This is a genomic window from Inquilinus sp. 2KB_23, from assembly GCF_052115705.1.
GTDB lineage: Bacteria > Pseudomonadota > Alphaproteobacteria > DSM-16000 > Inquilinaceae > Inquilinus > Inquilinus ginsengisoli_A.
The window spans coordinates 301282-317125 of sequence record NZ_JBFRHF010000004.1 but is presented as its reverse complement, the minus strand read 5'-3'; the positions used below and the strand labels follow the sequence as shown (position 1 = coordinate 317125).

The 15844-nt window shown below is 69.7% G+C and carries 13 protein-coding genes and 1 other RNA gene; 8 read left to right on the top strand and 6 right to left on the bottom strand.

Going from position 1 to position 15844, the window contains the following annotated elements; genetic code table 11:
- Positions 1 to 23 precede the first annotated feature (23 nt).
- The gene (gene miaA, locus AB4112_RS07415; RefSeq protein WP_441718220.1) at positions 24 to 989 is read right to left on the bottom strand and encodes a tRNA (adenosine(37)-N6)-dimethylallyltransferase MiaA; all 966 of its coding nucleotides are present in this window, start codon (positions 987 to 989) and stop codon (positions 24 to 26) included.
- A gap of 87 nt (positions 990 to 1076) precedes the next feature.
- Between miaA and serB the strand changes: the two genes are divergently transcribed.
- Together serB and murJ are read left to right on the top strand one after the other, a co-directional pair.
- Positions 1077 to 1976 carry a phosphoserine phosphatase SerB gene (gene serB / locus AB4112_RS07410; protein ID WP_309792569.1) on the top strand — a complete coding sequence of 300 codons (900 nt, stop codon included), beginning with the start codon at positions 1077 to 1079 and terminating at the stop codon, positions 1974 to 1976.
- 2 nt (positions 1977 to 1978) lie between these two features.
- The gene (gene murJ, locus AB4112_RS07405) at positions 1979 to 3517 is read left to right on the top strand and encodes a murein biosynthesis integral membrane protein MurJ (RefSeq protein WP_441718217.1); all 1539 of its coding nucleotides are present in this window, start codon (positions 1979 to 1981) and stop codon (positions 3515 to 3517) included.
- Between the two features lie 265 nt (positions 3518 to 3782).
- On the opposite strand, the gene AB4112_RS07400 is transcribed toward murJ, so the two are convergent.
- From AB4112_RS07400 to hflK, 3 genes are all read right to left on the bottom strand, one after another.
- Positions 3783 to 5315, bottom strand: a complete 1533-nt coding sequence (locus tag AB4112_RS07400) for a DegQ family serine endoprotease (protein ID WP_374710603.1) — start codon at positions 5313 to 5315, stop codon at positions 3783 to 3785.
- 105 nt (positions 5316 to 5420) lie between these two features.
- On the bottom strand, positions 5421 to 6422 hold the full coding sequence (gene hflC / locus AB4112_RS07395) for a protease modulator HflC (protein ID WP_309792573.1): 1002 nt from the start codon (positions 6420 to 6422) through the stop codon (positions 5421 to 5423).
- A 1-nt stretch (position 6423) separates the two neighbouring features.
- On the bottom strand, positions 6424 to 7569 hold the full coding sequence (gene hflK, locus AB4112_RS07390; protein ID WP_441718214.1) for an FtsH protease activity modulator HflK: 1146 nt from the start codon (positions 7567 to 7569) through the stop codon (positions 6424 to 6426).
- Between the two features lie 114 nt (positions 7570 to 7683).
- On the opposite strand from hflK, the gene apbC reads away from it, so the two are divergent.
- From apbC to AB4112_RS07365, 5 genes are all read left to right on the top strand, one after another.
- Positions 7684 to 8844 (top strand): iron-sulfur cluster carrier protein ApbC, encoded by a 1161-nt coding sequence (gene apbC, locus AB4112_RS07385; RefSeq protein ID WP_309792575.1) that lies wholly within the window; start codon positions 7684 to 7686, stop codon positions 8842 to 8844.
- Between the two features lie 102 nt (positions 8845 to 8946).
- On the top strand, positions 8947 to 9279 hold the full coding sequence (locus tag AB4112_RS07380; RefSeq protein WP_441718210.1) for a hypothetical protein: 333 nt from the start codon (positions 8947 to 8949) through the stop codon (positions 9277 to 9279).
- 103 nt (positions 9280 to 9382) lie between these two features.
- The gene (locus tag AB4112_RS07375; RefSeq protein WP_441718207.1) at positions 9383 to 12010 is read left to right on the top strand and encodes a S8 family serine peptidase; all 2628 of its coding nucleotides are present in this window, start codon (positions 9383 to 9385) and stop codon (positions 12008 to 12010) included.
- Between the two features lie 9 nt (positions 12011 to 12019).
- Positions 12020 to 12371: a transfer-messenger RNA gene (ssrA, locus tag AB4112_RS07370) on the top strand.
- Positions 12372 to 12476: 105 nt separating this feature from the next.
- On the top strand, positions 12477 to 13025 hold the full coding sequence (locus AB4112_RS07365) for an SspB family protein (RefSeq protein ID WP_441718204.1): 549 nt from the start codon (positions 12477 to 12479) through the stop codon (positions 13023 to 13025).
- Positions 13026 to 13137: 112 nt separating this feature from the next.
- On the opposite strand, the gene AB4112_RS07360 is transcribed toward AB4112_RS07365, so the two are convergent.
- Positions 13138 to 13830, bottom strand: coding sequence for a COQ9 family protein (locus AB4112_RS07360; RefSeq protein ID WP_309792580.1), 693 nt, complete (start codon positions 13828 to 13830; stop codon positions 13138 to 13140).
- Between the two features lie 9 nt (positions 13831 to 13839).
- Positions 13840 to 14373 (bottom strand): peptide deformylase, encoded by a 534-nt coding sequence (gene def, locus AB4112_RS07355; RefSeq protein WP_309792581.1) that lies wholly within the window; start codon positions 14371 to 14373, stop codon positions 13840 to 13842.
- A gap of 320 nt (positions 14374 to 14693) precedes the next feature.
- On the opposite strand from def, the gene ald reads away from it, so the two are divergent.
- Positions 14694 to 15815, top strand: a complete 1122-nt coding sequence (ald, locus tag AB4112_RS07350) for an alanine dehydrogenase (RefSeq protein ID WP_309792582.1) — start codon at positions 14694 to 14696, stop codon at positions 15813 to 15815.
- The last annotated feature ends 29 nt before the right edge of the window (positions 15816 to 15844 follow it).

Sequence of the window (15844 nt, the reverse complement as noted above, 5' to 3'; positions counted from 1 at the left end):
GCTAGACGGCGGAATCCGGGAGGTCAATCGGAAAGACGAAGAAAAGAGAAGATTTCAGCCGTAATTTTTTCCGAATATTGCGCGCCGGCGACATGGCAGCGTTGCACCCTTGCGTTCGGATCCACGGCGGACGCCACGGGCTGCTGGTTGCGGAACCAGGTGCTCTGGCGCTTGGCCAGGTTGCGCGTCGCCTGCTGCGCCCTGGTGATCGCCGTCTCCAGGTCGGTCTCCCCGCGCAGATGGGCCGCCAGCTCGGGCACCCCGACCGCCTTCATCGCCGGCAGCGCCGGGTCGAGGCCCAGCGCCAGCAGCGCCCGCGCCTCCTCCACCGCCCCGGCCGCGACCATGACCCGGAAGCGGCCGTCGCAGGCGGCATAGAGCGCGTCGCGCGGCGGCGCCAGCACCACCATGTCGAACACCATGCCCGGCGGCGGGCCGGACGCGGCGTCCAGCTGCCAGTCGGCCAGCGAGCGGTTGGTCGCCACCATCACCTCCCAGGCCCGGATCAGCCGTTGGGTGTCGCCCGGGGCCAGGCGCTGGGCGATCTTGGGGTCCCAGCGCATCAGCTCGGCATGGAAGCCCTCGCCGCCCAGGGTTTCGTGCAGCTCGACCGTGGCGCGGCGGATCTCCTCCGGCACCGGTGGGATCGGGCTCAGCCCCTCGGTCAGGGCGCGGAGATAGAGGCCGGTGCCGCCGACCACGATCGGACGCTTGCCGGCCTTCTGCGCCAGCCCGATCTCGGCCAGCGCCATGTCGCACCAGGCCGCGGCGGAGCAGCGCGTCGCCGCCGGCAGCACGCCGTACAGCCGGTGCGGCGCCCGGGCCAGCTCCGCGGGGCCGGGCCGGGCGGTGAGGATCGCAAGCTCGGCATAGACCTGCATGCTGTCGGCATTGATCACCACGCCGTCCAGCGCCTCGGCCAGATCCGTCGCCAGCGCCGATTTGCCGCTGGCCGTCGGGCCGCCGATCACGATGACGCTGGCGGTCATGGGCGCCACCCGCCCCCGTTCGCGCGTAGACAGAGGCTGCCGCACTGCGGCATAGACGGTCGCTGGGCCTCGGAGCTGCGCCGCATCATGGATCTCGTCCTCACCCTCACCACCGCCCCCGATCAGCCGATCCTCGACGATTCGCTGACCCGCCACCTGCGCAACGCGCTGGCGATCGCGGGCGGGTCGCCAGGGGCGGTCGATTGGCTGGCCCCCGGCATCGCCTGCGATATCGCATTCGCGGGCGCCGATGCCAAGGCGGCGCAGGCCGCGGCGCGGCTGGCGCTGGCCGGACAGCCGGTCGACGTCAATGTCGGGCCGGCCCTGGGCCGCCGCAAGCGGCTGCTGGTGGCGGACATGGACGCCACCATCGTCGAGGCCGAGACGCTGGACGAGCTGGCGGCGCTGGCCGGCGTCGCCGACCGGGTGGTGCCGATCACCGAGCGGGCGATGCGCGGCGAGCTGAACTTCCGCGAGGCGGCGATCGAGCGGGTGGCGCTGCTGGAGGGCCAGCCGGCCTCGATCATCGACCGTGCCCTGGCGGGGCTGCGCTACACCCCCGGCGGCAGGATCCTGGTGGCGACGATGCGGGCCAATGGCGCCTATTGCGCCCTGGTCTCCGGCGGTTTCGACGCCTTCACCGGCCCGGTGCGCGACGCGGTCGGGTTCGACCGGTCCGAGGGCAACCACCTGATCCTGGCCGACGGCAGGCTGACCGGCCGGATCCGCGAGCCGATCCTGGGCAAGGACGCCAAGCGCACCCTGCTGGAAGAGATGGCGGCCGCGCGCGGCATCGGCCTCGACGCCGCGGTCACGGTCGGGGACGGCGCCAACGACATCCCGATGCTGCAGGCCGCCGGCCTGGGCGTCGGCTTCCATCCCAAGCCGCTGGTGCGGCAGTCGGTGCCGGTGTCGGTCGACCATGGCGACCTGACCGCCCTGCTCTACCTCCAGGGCTACCGCGCCACGGAGTTCGTGACGGCCTAGGCATGTACAGAAAGATCGCCTCCGTCGGCGGGCTGACGCTCGCCAGCCGTGTGCTCGGCCTGGTGCGCGACCAGATGATCGCGGCCGTGCTCGGCGCCGGCCCGGTCGCCGACGCATTCTTCCTGGCCAACCGGCTGCCGAACCACTTCCGGTCGCTGTTCGCCGAGGGCGCGTTCAACATCGCCTTCCTGCCCACCTTCACCACCCTGCTGCAGCGCGAGGGCAAGGCCAAGGCGCTGCGGCTGGCGGAGCAGGTGCAGTCGATCCTGATCGCCAGCCAGATCGTGGTGCTGGTCGCGGCGCTGGCGGCCATGCCGTGGCTGATCGACCTGATGGAGCCGGGCGGCACCTCGGCGGCGCAGACCGCGCTGAAGGTCGAGCTGACCCGGATCACCTTCCCCTATCTGCTGTTCATGTCGCTGGTGTCGCTGCAGGGCGGGGTGCTGAACGGGCTGGGCCGGTTCGGCGCGGCGGCGGCGGCGCCGATCCTCTTGAACCTGTTCATGATCGGCGCGCTGCTGGGCCTGACGCCGTTCCTGCCCACCGCGGGCCATGCCCTGGCCTGGGGCGTGTTCCTGTCCGGCATCGCCCAATTCCTCTACCTCGCCTGGGACATGCGGCGGGCCGGGGCGCCGCTGCGGCTGGTGTGGCCGACCCTGTCACCCGGCGTGCGCCGCTTCTTCCGCGCCCTTGGGCCGGCAACGCTGGGCGCCGGCATGGCCCAGATCAGCGTCTTCGCCGACACCATCATCGCCCAGGCGCTGCCGACCGGCGCGCAATCCTACCTGAACTACGCCGACCGGCTGAACCAGCTGCCGCTCGGCGTCATCGGCATCGCCGTCGGCACCGTGCTGCTGCCGGAGCTGACGCGCCGCCTGGCCGCCGACGACGCCGCCGGCGCCCAGGCCAGCCAGAACCGGGCGATCGAGCTGACCCTCGCCCTGACCCTGCCCTTCGCCGTCGCCTTCCTCGTCGCGGCCGAGCCGTTGCTGGCCGCGATGTTCGAACGCGGCCGCTTCACCGCGCTGGATTCCCACCAATCGGCCCTGACCCTGACCGCCTACGCCTTCGGCCTGCCGGCCTTCGTGCTGGTGCGCTGCCTGCTGCCCGGCTTCTACGCCCGCGGCGACACGGCGACGCCGGTCAAGATCGCGGTGGCGACCGTGGCGCTGAACGTCGGGCTGAAGATCGCGCTGATGGACCAGCTGTCGCAGGTCGGCCTGGCCATCGGCACGTCGGCCGGGGTGTGGCTGAACATCGCCCTGCTGACCTGGGTGCTGCACCGCCGCGGCCAGTTCCGGCTCGACGCCGCGGCCCGGCGGCGGCTGCCGCGCATGGTGCTGGCCGGGGCGGTGATGGCGGCGGCGCTGTGGGGGCTGCTGGTGCTGGCCGCCCCGGCCCTGGCCGGCCGGTCGGACCTGCTGGCGGTGGTCACGATCCTGGCCGTTCTGGCGCTGGCCGGCCTGCTGTACCTCGCCGCGCTGTTCGGCCTCGGCGCCATCCGGCGCGAGGATTTGCGGCGGCTGCGCCGGCGGGGATGAGGGGCGGAGTGTAGGTTGGGTTCGCGAACCCGACCTAGGCACCACTTCCATTGTCATGCCACGGCTTGACCGTGGCATCCAGGGGCGGCCAGAACCGCCCTTGATGGCCCCTGGATTGCCCGGTCAAGCCGGGCAATGACAATGAAGCGGGCTGCGTGGGACGTAGGTTGGGCTCGCGATCCGTGAACCCCGCATCAGGCTCAAAGAAAAGGGGCGTCACCTCCAGGTGACGCCCCGACGCCCTTTACGATGATGCCTAGCGGCCTCAGCCCTGCCCGACCGGCAGCGCGACGAAGCGCAGGTCGGCACCGCTCTGGACCAGCAGCAGCACCGATTTGCGGCCGCCGTCGCGGGCCTCCTTCACCTTCTTGGCGACATCCGCCGGGTTGGCGACCTCGGCCTGGCCGACCTCGACGATGACGTCGCCGGCCTTCAGCCCCTTCTCGCCCGCCGGCGACCCGCCGGTGACGGCGGTGACGACCACGCCCTTCTGGTCGTCGGCCAGCGAGTACTGCTTCTTCAGCGCGTCGGTGATCGCCGACAAGGTCACGCCGAGCGCGTCGAGCGATTCCGGCTTGGTGGCCTCGCCCGGGCCGTCCGGCGTGTTCGACGCCAGCAGCCCGGATTCCTCGGCCGCCTCGAGATCGCCCAGCGTCACCGGCAGCTCCTTGCGCTGGCCCTTGCGCCAGACCACGACCGGGACCTGCTTGTCGACCGGGGTGTCGGCCACCACGCGCGGCAGGCGCCGGCTCTCGCCGATCGGCTTGCCGTCGAAGGTCAGGATGACGTCGCCGGTCTCGATGCCCGACTTCGCGGCCGGGCCGCCATCGGTGATGCCGGCGACCAGCGCGCCCTCGGCCTTCTCCAGGCCCAGGCTCTCGGCGATCTCCGGCGTCACCGACTGGATCCGCACGCCGAGCCAGCCGCGCTTGGTGCGGCCGAACTGGATGATCTGGTCGACCACGCCGCTGGCCAGCGCCGAGGGGATGGCGAAGCCGATGCCGACCGACCCGCCCGAGGGCGAGTAGATCGCGGTGTTGATGCCGATGACCTGACCGTCCATGTTGAACATGGGGCCGCCGGAATTGCCGCGGTTGATGGCGGCGTCGGTCTGCAGGAAGTCGTCATAGGGCCCGGCGTTGATCTCACGCGACCGGGCCGAGATGATGCCGGCCGTGACCGTGCCGCCGAGGCCGAACGGGTTGCCGATCGCCAGCACCCAGTCGCCGACCCGCATCTTGTCGCTGTCGCCGAAATCGACGAAGGGCAGCGGCTTCGCGCTCTCGACCTTGAGCACGGCGAGATCGGTCTTCTCGTCGCGGCCGATCAGCTTGGCGTCCAGGCTGGTGTTGTCGTGCAGGACGACGGTGATCTGCTCGGCCCCCTCGATGACGTGGTAGTTGGTCACGATGAAGCCGTTGGCCCGGACGATGAAGCCGGAGCCGAGCGCGGTGGCGTTGTGCGGCGTCGGGCGCTCGCCCTGGCCCTGGCCGCCCTGGCCACGCCGGTTGAAGAAGTCGCGAAAGAACTCCTCGAACGGCGATCCCGGCGGGAACTGCGGCATTTCCGGCAGGTCGGCGCCGTCCTCGACCTTCTGCGTGGTCGAGATGTTGACCACGGTCGGCAGCAGCTTTTCGGCAAGGTCGGCGAAGCTGTCCGGCGCCGGCGCGGCGCGGGCGGCGGCGGCGAGGCCCAGCAGCATCGCCGCGGCGATCAGCACCGTCGCGGCCCAGCGCAACAGGGCGGTCTCATCCCTGGCACGGGCCAGGGCGATCGGGCCGGAAGGACGGCGGGCCATCGGTCTGCTCACGAAAGCTCTCCTCGCTCAAAGCAGGACGCCGGCCCCGTGCGGGGGCCGGCGTCCGTCATCATACACGCGATCGCGGCGGCATTGTGGGCCGCATCAGCCCGGGCTGCCCGGCGCGGGCACGGGGGCCGGTGCGGGTGCCGGCGCCGGTTCCACCGGTGCGGGCGCGGGGGCCGCCGGAATCTCCGGCACCGCGCCTTGCGGCGTCGCCTGGGTCACCGCCGGCACCAGGCCGCGGCCGGTGGCGTCGTTGAAGTACTTGAAGAAATCGCCCTTGGGCGACAGCACCAGAGTGGTGCCGGTCGACCCCAGCGCGTTCTGGTAGGCCTGCAGGCTGCGGTAGAAGGAGAAGAACTGCGGGTCGGCGCCATAGGCGGCGGCCTGCACCTTGATCGCCTCGGCGTCGCCCTGGCCGCGCAACTCCTGCGCCTTGCGCTCCGCCTCGGCCAGCAGCACGGTCACGTCGCGATCGGCGCGCGACCGGATCTGCAGCGAGTATTCCTGGCCCTGGGCGCGGTACTGCGCCGCCTCGCGCTCACGCTCCGAGGTCATGCGGTTGTAGACCGACTGCACCGTGCCTTCCGGCACGTCAGCCCGCACGATGCGGACATCGACGATTTCGATGCCGAGCGGCTTGGCGTTGGCTTCGACGCTGTCGCGGATCGCCCGCATGATCGGCCCGCGCTGTTCCGACAGCACGTCGAGCTGGGTGTAGTTGCCCAGCACGTTGCGCAGCGCGTTGTTGACGAAGCTGTTGATTCGCGTGCCCGCGATGGTTTCGTTCCGCACCGACTGGAAGAACAGCAGCGGGTCGGCGATGCGGTAGCGGGCATAGCTGCCGACATCGAGGCGGCGCTGGTCGGACAGGATGACCTGCTCGACCGGCGGATCGACGTCGAGCACGCGCTTCTCGTAGAGCTGGACGTTCTGGACCAGCGGCAGCTTGAACTTCAGTCCCGGCCCGGACTCGATCTTCACCACCTCGCCGAACTGCAGGACCAGGGCCTGCTCGTTCTGGTTGACGGTGTAAAGGGAGTCGGCCAGCACCAGGCCGATGACGACGATCGCGGCGCCGAGGGCTGCGAGCTTGGCATTCATGTCACTGGCCCCCCTTCGTTGCGGCGGCCGGGGCCGGCCGGTTCATCAGCTCGTTCAGCGGCAGGTAGGGCAGAACCCCCTGCCCGCCGATAGCATCGTCGATCAGGATCTTGTTCGAGCCCTTCAGCACGCTCTCCAGAGTCTCGAGGTAGAAGCGCTCGGCCGTGATCTCGGGCGCCAGCCGGTAGGATTGCAGCACCGAGGTGAAGCGCGCCGCGTCACCCTGCGCCTTCGCCACCACCTGCTCGCGATAGGCTTCCGCCTGCTGCGAGATCTGCTCCGCATGACCACGGGCGGTCGGAACCACGCCGTTGCGATAGGTCTCGGCGTCGTTGCGCAGCTGGTCCTGGTTCTGGCGCGCGCTCTGCACGTCGTCGAACGCGGCGATGACCTGCTGCGGCGGCGCCACCTTCTGCAGCTGCACCTGGTCGATCACCACGCCGGCGCCGGGCTGGCCGGTCGTGCCGTAGCTGTCGAGGGTGGCCTGCAGCAGCACGCGGGCTTCCTGCTCGATCTTGCCGCGGGCCTCGTTCAGCGCCGGCTGGATCTCGGTCCGCCCGATCACCTCACGCATCGCGCTCTCGGCCGCGACCTTCACGGTGGCGTCCGGGTTCTTGATGTTGAAGAGGTAGGCGACCGGGTCGGAGATGCGCCACAGCACGACGAAATCGATGTCGATGATGTTTTCGTCGTTGGTCAGCATCTGGCTCTCGTCCGGGATGTCCCGGGGGACAGCCCGTCCCTCGCCGCTGGAGAAGCCGATCTCGATGCGGTTCTGCGTCGTCACCGACGGCTTGGTCACCGTCTCGATCGGCGCCGGCAGGTGATAGCGCAGGCCGGGCTGCTCGGTGCGGACATAGGCGCCGAATCGCTGGACCACGCCGAGCTCGTCCGGCTGGACCCGGTAGATGCCGGTCAGCAGCCACCCGATGATGATCACGACGATCGCGATCAAAATGCCCCGGCCGCCGCCGAAGCCCTTGGGCATGACCTGCCGGAAGCGGTCCTGGCCGCGCCGGATCATGTCTTCGATATCGGCTTGGCTTGGCCCCCCGCCGCGTCCCCAGGGGTTCTGCCCGCCGCCTTGCGGTGGACCGCCCCACGGGCCACCGCCGCCGCCGCCACCCCCTTGATTACTCCACGGCATCCAGATCCCTTCCCCATCGACCGCCCTGTCATCCTGGGCGCCGGATGCTATATCTCGGCGCGTCAGGCGACAAATGGAGCCTGTCATATTGGACAAAGGTCAGGAAGTTCAACCATGGCGACTGGGCGCATCACAGTGACCGAGGCCGCGGTGCTCGACGCGCTGCGCGGGGTTCGGGACGAGGAGCGCGGCGGCGACCTCGTCGCCCTCGGCATGATCACCGGCGTGACGCTGCGCGACGGCCACGTTCTGTTCTCGGTCGAGGTCGACCCCAAGCGCGGCCCGACGCTGGAGCCGCTGCGCCAGGCCGCGGAACGGGCCGTGGCGGCGCTGCCGGGCGTCCTGTCCGTCACCGCCGTGCTGACGGCGCATCGCGGCATGGGCCAGGGTGCGGCCCCGGCTGCGGCGCCTGCCTCCGGGCACGCCGGGCATGCCCATCCGCCGGCCGCGCCCGGCGGGGCGCAGAGCCGCAAGCTGCCGGTCACCGGCGTCGGCGCCATCATCGCCGTCGCCTCGGGCAAGGGCGGCGTCGGCAAGTCGACCACCGCCGTCAACCTCGCCCTCGGCCTGTCCGCCAACGGGCTGAAGGTCGGGCTGCTGGACGCCGACATCTACGGCCCGTCGGTGCCGCGGATGACCGGCATCACTGGCAAGCCGGCCTCGCCCGACGGCAAGACCATGGACCCGAAAGAGAATTTCGGGCTGAAGGTGATGTCGATCGGCTTCCTGATCGACGAGGAGACGCCGATGATCTGGCGCGGCCCGATGGTGCAGTCGGCGCTGTCGCAGATGCTGCGCGACGTCAACTGGGGCACGCTCGACGTGCTGGTGGTCGACATGCCGCCCGGCACCGGCGACGCCCAGCTGACCATGGCGCAGCAGGTGCCGCTGGCCGGCGCCGTGATCGTCTCGACGCCGCAGGACATTGCCCTGCTGGACGCCCGCAAGGGCCTGAACATGTTCCGCAAGGTCGACGTCCCGGTGCTCGGGATCATCGAGAACATGAGCTATTTCTGCTGCCCGAACTGCGGCCACCGCTCCGACATCTTCGGCCATGGCGGCGCCCGCGCCGAGGCGGAGCGGCTGGGTTGCGACTTCCTGGGCGAGATCCCGCTCGACATCGCCATCCGCGAGACTTCGGACACCGGGCACCCGATCGTGGTCTCGGCGCCGGACGGCGCCCATGCCGAGGCCTATCGCGCCATCGCCGCCCGGGTCTGGGACAAGGTCCAGGCCGGCTCCGGCCACGCCGCGCCGCGCATCGTCATCGAGTGACCGGCCACTGCGTCACCTCGTCGCCACAAATCGATCCGATAAGAAGGAAAATTGAGTGGCGCCCGGGCATGACCGGGCGCCACCCGACGGAGTCACAGATTGATGGYGCGTACCTGCCGGATCGCTGTCCTCGCCGCCCTCGCCGCGAGTTTTGCGGCCGGGGCCGCGGCGCAGGCATTGCCGGATTCGGTCCAGGTCCAGAACCGGCGGGCCAGCGCGATCGAGGATCTTCGCCTCTCGCCCGATTTCGAAAGCTCCTGGGGCTACAACCGGCTGCGGTCGACGCCGCTGCCGCCCGGCGAAACCGCCCGGATCCCGACCGACGACCTGCGCGGCGGCTGCTATTTCGACGTGAAGGTGCGTGCGCATGACGGCGCCGAGGCGGAGTATTGGAGCCTCAACCTGTGCAGCCAGCCGGTGATCGACCTGGATTGATCGGTGGCCTGGTCGCCCGCCGAATCTGCTCGACCTGACCGCAGAACAGCCTCAATTTTCCTGGTCACTAGAGGCTGCTCATTTCAGATCGGGATATTTCATCATGGCCGCACCGACCGATCCGCTCTACGCCCAGCAATGGCACCTCACCGGCCCCTGGGGGATCAATCTCGGAAATATCTGGGACGAGTTCACCGGCGACGGGGTGGTGGTGGCGGTCCATGACCAGGGCATCGATTTCAGCCATCCCGACCTGAACGACAACATCGACACCGCGCACAGCTTCAACGCCTATACCGGCGGCGCGGGCGGTGCGCCGCAGACCAGTGACGACAACCACGGCACCTCGGTCGCCGGCATCATCGCGGCCGAGCGCAACGGCGTCGGCGTGGTCGGCATCGCCTATGACGCGACGCTGCTCTCTTATTACGATCCGCTGTTCTTCGACACACTGCGGACGGCGGTGGTCGCAGCACGGAACCATGCCGCCGCGGACGCCGACGTCCTCAGCAACAGCTGGGGCTACGGCAACGCCTTCTACGACGACCCGAACTCGGCCTTCCTCGACAATTTCGCGGATGCCGGATTCGCCGCCGCCGGGACCGCGACTCTGAACGCCGCGGCCAACGGCCGCGACGGGCTGGGCACGGTCATCGTCCAGTCCGCCGGCAACACCCGGGACTACGGCGACGACACCAACCTGCACAGCTTCAGTGCCAACCGCTGGACCATCGCCGTCGGGGCGACCAACCAGGATGGCACCCTGTCCTCCTACTCCACGCCGGGCGCCAGCATCCTGATCGGGGCACCGGGCAGCCCGATCTCGGGCACCATCGTCACCACCGACCGGGTCGGCAGCGCCGGCTACGCCGCCGGGGACTACACCACCAGCTTCAACGGCACCTCGGCCGCCGCGCCGATGATCTCGGGTGTTGCCGCCCTGATGCTGCAGGCCAATCCGCATCTCGGCTGGCGTGATGTGCAGGAGATCCTGGCCTATTCCGCCCGCACCGCCCCGGCCGCCGCCGGCGACCAGACCAACGGCGCGACCAACTGGAACGGCGGCGGCCTGACGGTCAACCACGACATCGGTTTCGGCCTGGTCGATGCCCATGCCGCGGTGCGCCTGGCCGAGAGCTGGACCGGCACCGCCCACACCAGCGCCAACGAGGTCCACGTCTCCGCCTCGGCGTCGCCAAGCCTCGCCATTCCCGACGGCAACGCGACCGGCGTGACCACCACCCTGGCGATCGGCACCGGCATCGAGATCGACCATGTCGAGGTGACGCTGAACCTCAGCCACACCTGGATCGGCGACCTGCAGATCGTGCTGACCTCGCCGGACGGGACGCACAGCACCCTGCTGAACCGTCCCGGCCTGAGCAACCAGACCGGCGCCACCGACGGGTCGAACCAGGACGACATCGCCTTCACCTTCGGCACCATCCAGGATTGGGGCGAGAGCGGCCAGGGCACCTGGTCGCTGACCATCCGCGACCTCACGGCCGGCGACACCGGTACCCTGAATTCCTGGAGCCTCCACCTGTATGGCGACGCCGCCAGCCCGAACGACACCTATGTCTACACCGATGAGTTCGCCACTATCGGGACCGCGGCCGGGCGCCAGACCCTGGCCGATTCCGGCGGCACCGACACGATCAACGGTGCCGCCCTGACCGGCATCGCCCTGTTCGACCTGTATCACAGCTTCGCCACCGTCGCCGGCCGGCAGGTGACCTTCACGGCTGGAACCGTCATCGAGCACGCCATCGGCGGCGACGCCAACGACAAGATCCTGGGCACCAACGGCGACAACCACCTCAGCGGTGGGCGCGGCGCCGACATCCTGATGGGCCGCGGCGGGGCGGACGTGCTCGACGGCGGCGCGGGGATCGACGTCGCCTACTACAACGAATCATCGGTCGGCGTGACCGTCGACCTTGGCCGGGGCACCGGATCGGGCGGCAACGCCCAGGGTGACGTGCTGATCGCCATCGAGGCCGTCGTCGGCTCGCTGGGCAATGATTCCCTGATCGGGACGACCGGTGCCAACACGCTGTGGGGCCAGGCCGGGAACGACCTGCTCAGCGCCGGCGCCGGCAACGATGTCGTCTCGGGCGAGGACGGCAACGACCAGGTGCGGGGCGATCCCGGCAGCGACCAGCTGTCCGGGGGCAACGGCAACGATTCCGTGCTCTATTCCAACAGCACCGTGGGCGTCTCGGTCAATCTCGCCACCAACACTGCCAGCGGCGGCGACGCCCAGGGCGACCGGCTGTCCGGCTTCGAGAACGCGGTCGGCTCCGCCTTCGCGGACACGCTGACCGGCGACGGCCAGACCAACATCTTCTATGGCGGCCAGGGGAACGACGCGCTCACGGGCGGCGGCGGGCGGGACCATCTGCAGGGTGATGCCGGGGCTGACCGCTTCGTCTATCTCGCCACGGCCGACAGCACGGTGGGTGCCGGCGCCGACAAGATCCTGGACTTCAGCCACGCCCAGGGCGACCGGATCGACGTCGCAGCCATCGACGCCAATGCCGCCGTCGCCGGTGACCAGGCCTTCGCCTTCATCGGCGCGGCCCTGTTCAGCGCCGCCGGGCAACTGCATTTCGTGGTGGCGGGGGTGCAGACCCTGGTCGAGGCGGATGTGAATGGCGACGGCCAGGCCGATCTGCAGATCGCGCTGGTCGGCGCCATCGCCCTGGTCGCCGCCGATTTCGTGCTGTGATGGGGTTCAACCCTTCCATCCGGGGCGGCTTGCCACTACATTAGAAGGGTCGGGCAACCGACTATGATGATAAACGCCTTTTGGAATAGACGCAGCGGACCCGGGGGCGGTACCCGGCGCCTCCACCAAATCTCCGGTGTTGGACGGAGCATGGGGGCGAAATAGGATCGACGCGTGTAGTAAAGGAAAGGTTTTCATCCGGCATGGTTCCGCCGTTATCGGGCCATCGCAATAGTTGCCAACGACAACTTTGCTGAGGTTCGCGCGGCCGCGTAAGCGGCTTAGCGTCCTCTACTAAATCCCTCGGCGGTTAGCCCCGTCGAGGTGGGGCTTGGGGCACCCAGCAACAGAACGCCCCACTTTCCCTCCCCAAACGCGCCTCCTTCCGCCGAAGAATGTCGGATCGGACGGGGTTCCCGCATTCGTCTCCCTTTTCAACCCGCCGGGCCCGGTCTAGTGTGGCCGGATGGACGACGAACTTCGATACGACCGCATGGTCGAATCCGCCCTGCGGGGCGTGGTCAGGGAAGCTTTGACCCAGGCGGGCGAAACAGGCCTGCCGGGCGAGCACCATTTCTACCTGACCTTCATGACAAATCATCGCGGGGTCGCGATCCCCGAGTATCTCAGGCAGAAGTACCCGCAGGAGATGACCATCGTCCTGCAGCACCAGTTCTTCGGGCTGGAGGTGTGCGAGGACCGGTTCTCGGTCTCGCTCAGCTTCTCCAGCAAGACCGAACGACTGGTGATTCCGCTGGCGGCGATCACCACCTTCGCCGACCCGTCGGTCAACTTCGCCCTGCAGTTCCAATCCGCCAAGGAGGATGGGGCCGAGGACGAGGTGGAGGATGGCGAGGCTGCGGCCGAGGACGGCGCCGAGACGCCGCGGGCCGAGACTCCCCGCAACGACGCCGGCGGCAACGTGGTCCAGGGCCCGACCGGCCGCGGCCAGACCGAGAGCACGCCGGCCGAGGGCGGCAAGGTCGTGACGCTGGACGCCTTCCGCAAGAAGTAGCGGTCGCTCTCACAATAGGGTCCAGCTTGCCGTAGGTTGGGTTCGCAGCTGCGAACCCAACAAAAGCATTGGCATGATGTTGGGTTCGCGACCGCGAACCCAACCTACGAAGCTAGCCGGCGGCCGTCCCCCGCCCTTCACGCAACCGGGCGGCCAGGCGGAACGGCGCTTCGGCGAGGTCGCCCAGCCGCTTCAGCCCCGAGATCTGGCGGCCGATGGCCAGGACCTCGCCGATCCGGCGCTCGAGGAAGGCCTGTGTCGTCTCCTGCCCGTCCGACCGGTCGTCCAGCCAGACCAGCAGGGTCGAGGCGTAGACCCCGGCCAGCAGCCCGCGCTTGCTGTAGAAATTGAGGTCGGTCGACCGGTCGCCCGCCGCCCGCCACATCGCGTCGACCGTGCCGTAGAGCTGGCGCAGACCCCGCCGCGACAGCGGCCGCGCCGCCCGCCGCGCCAGGTCGCGGCGGACCGCGTCGCGATAGGGCAGCAGCAGGTCGAGCCGGGTCAGCACGGCCTGCGCGATCTTCTCGCGCACCCGCAGCCCGGTGAAGGCCTCGCCCTCCGCCGCCAGCCGCTCGACCATCGCCCGGTCGGCCCAGTCGTGCAGCAGGTCCGCCAGTTCGGCGACGCCGCCCGGCAGCAGCACCGCGACCTCGTCGGCGCCGAAGCCGGCCTCCTCGGCGCCGAGGCGCAGCGCCTGGCGCGTCCAGCCGTCGAACGCCACATGCGGCAGGGTGGCGAGCAGCAGGGCGTCGCGCTCGGCGGCCCTGCCGGTTCCGGACATGTCGGTCAAGCCGCGGTCGGTCATCGGTGCTCCCTAGACTCGGTCGGTGAGATAGCGGGCCTCGCTGTCGGAGGCCAAATCGTTCAGGTCGCGCAGCCGGTCGAGATAGAGCACGCCGTCGAGATGGTCGACCTCATGCTGCACCACCCGGCCGTGCAGCCCCTCGGCCTCACGCTCGATCACCTTGCCGTCCAGCCCGAGCGCACGATAGCCGATCCGCCGCCAGCGCGGCACCAGGCCGCGGAAGCCCGGGATCGACAGGCAGCCCTCGAGCCCGACCACCGTCTCCTCGTCCAGCGGCACGATCTCCGGGTTGACCAGAACGGTCGGCCCGTCGGGCGCCGGCGGCTCGCCCTCCTCCTGCCGCGCTGCCGGCACCTCGAACACGATCAGGCGCAGCGGCCGGTAGATCTGCGGCGCGGCCAGGCCGATGCCCGGCGCGTCCCGCATCGTCTCGATCATGTCGGCGGCGAGCCGCGCGATCTCCGGATCCGTGGGATCGGCGACCGGATCCGCCAGGCGGCGCAGCACCGGATGCCCCATGCTGACGATCTTCAACAGCGTCACGTTTCCGTCTCCCGATGAATCCCTCAACCCGGCTGAAGAAGATGCAGCGCCAAGACATCTTCCGGGAGATGAAGCTTCGTCGCAACCACGAGCCCCCGGAGAAGCGGTCCGTTAGCAGGTGAAGGCCGGACGATTCCGCAACCGACGAGCCGATTTGCAGCTCACCGAGGGCATGGCCCGCCTGCGGTGTTCTCGTTTGTGCGGGAGGCAGGACGGACCCGGCGCCGACAGATGGTGTCATTCCACGCGGGCTTGCGGTAGGAATCGGGGACAGGCTTCGCCCGCAGGGCGGACGCCAAGAATGAAAACCCGGGGGAACCATGCTCATCGGCGTGCCGAAGGAAATCAAAACCCACGAGTATCGCGTCGGCCTGACCCCGAGCTCGGTCCGCGAACTGGTGCATCACGGGCATAGCGTCATCGTCGAGACCCTGGCCGGCGCCGGCATCGATTTCGGCGACGACCGCTACCGCGCCGCCGGCGCCGAGATCGTCGGATCGGCCAAGGAGGTCTTCGACCGGGCCGAGATGGTGGTGAAGGTCAAGGAGCCGCAGCCCGACGAATGCCGCATGCTGCGCCGCGGCCAGGTGCTGTTCACCTATCTGCATCTGGCGCCCGACCCGCGCCAGACCGAGCTGCTGATGAAATCCGGCGCGGTCGCCATCGCCTATGAGACCGTCACCGACGCCCGCGGCGGCCTGCCGCTGCTGGCGCCGATGAGCGAGGTCGCCGGGCGGATGTCGATCCAATGCGGCGCCCATTGCCTGGAGAAGATCCAGGGCGGGCGCGGCATGCTGCTGGGCGGCGTGCCGGGCGTGCCGGCGGCGAAGGTGGTGGTGCTGGGCGGCGGCGTGGTGGGCACCAACGCGGCGCGCATGGCGATGGGGCTGGAAGCCCATGTCACCGTGATCGACAAGTCGCTGCAGCGGCTGAAGGAGCTGGACCTGCAGTTCGGCGCCGAGCTGAACACGATCTATTCGACCGTCGACGCGATCGAGGAATACGTCACCGGGGCCGACCTGGTGATCGGCGCGGTGCTGGTCCCTGGCGCCGCGGCGCCGCGGCTGGTGACTCGGGCCATGATCGCGAAGATGAAGCCGGGTTCGGTGGTGGTCGACGTTGCCATCGACCAGGGCGGCTGCTTCGAGACCTCGAAGGCCACCACCCATGACGACCCGACCTATGTCGTCGACGGCGTGGTGCATTACTGCGTCGCCAACATGCCGGGCGGTGTGGCGCGGACCTCGACCGTGGCGCTGAACAACGCCACCCTGCCCTTCGCCCTGGCGCTGGCCGACAAGGGCTATCGCCGCGCCTGCCTCGACGACGCGCATCTGCGCGAAGGCCTGAACATCCATTCCGGCCAGGTCACCAACAAGCCGGTGGCCGATGCGCTGGGCCTCAACTACGTCCCGGCCGAGGTGGTGCTGCGCGCCGCGTAGGCGGGCCCGGACGCGCGTGTCCCTCTCCC

Coding starts and splice junctions, on each gene's coding strand:
- AB4112_RS07365 (WP_441718204.1), top strand. CDS start 12,477: ATGGACGACGAACTTCGATACGACCGCATGGTCGAATCCGCCCTGCGG.
- murJ (WP_441718217.1), top strand. CDS start 1,979: ATGTACAGAAAGATCGCCTCCGTCGGCGGGCTGACGCTCGCCAGCCGT.
- apbC (WP_309792575.1), top strand. CDS start 7,684: ATGGCGACTGGGCGCATCACAGTGACCGAGGCCGCGGTGCTCGACGCG.
- hflK (WP_441718214.1), bottom strand. CDS start 7,569: ATGCCGTGGAGTAATCAAGGGGGTGGCGGCGGCGGCGGTGGCCCGTGG.
- AB4112_RS07360 (WP_309792580.1), bottom strand. CDS start 13,830: ATGACCGACCGCGGCTTGACCGACATGTCCGGAACCGGCAGGGCCGCC.
- hflC (WP_309792573.1), bottom strand. CDS start 6,422: ATGAATGCCAAGCTCGCAGCCCTCGGCGCCGCGATCGTCGTCATCGGC.
- miaA (WP_441718220.1), bottom strand. CDS start 989: ATGACCGCCAGCGTCATCGTGATCGGCGGCCCGACGGCCAGCGGCAAA.
- ald (WP_309792582.1), top strand. CDS start 14,694: ATGCTCATCGGCGTGCCGAAGGAAATCAAAACCCACGAGTATCGCGTC.
- AB4112_RS07375 (WP_441718207.1), top strand. CDS start 9,383: ATGGCCGCACCGACCGATCCGCTCTACGCCCAGCAATGGCACCTCACC.
- AB4112_RS07400 (WP_374710603.1), bottom strand. CDS start 5,315: ATGGCCCGCCGTCCTTCCGGCCCGATCGCCCTGGCCCGTGCCAGGGAT.
- serB (WP_309792569.1), top strand. CDS start 1,077: ATGGATCTCGTCCTCACCCTCACCACCGCCCCCGATCAGCCGATCCTC.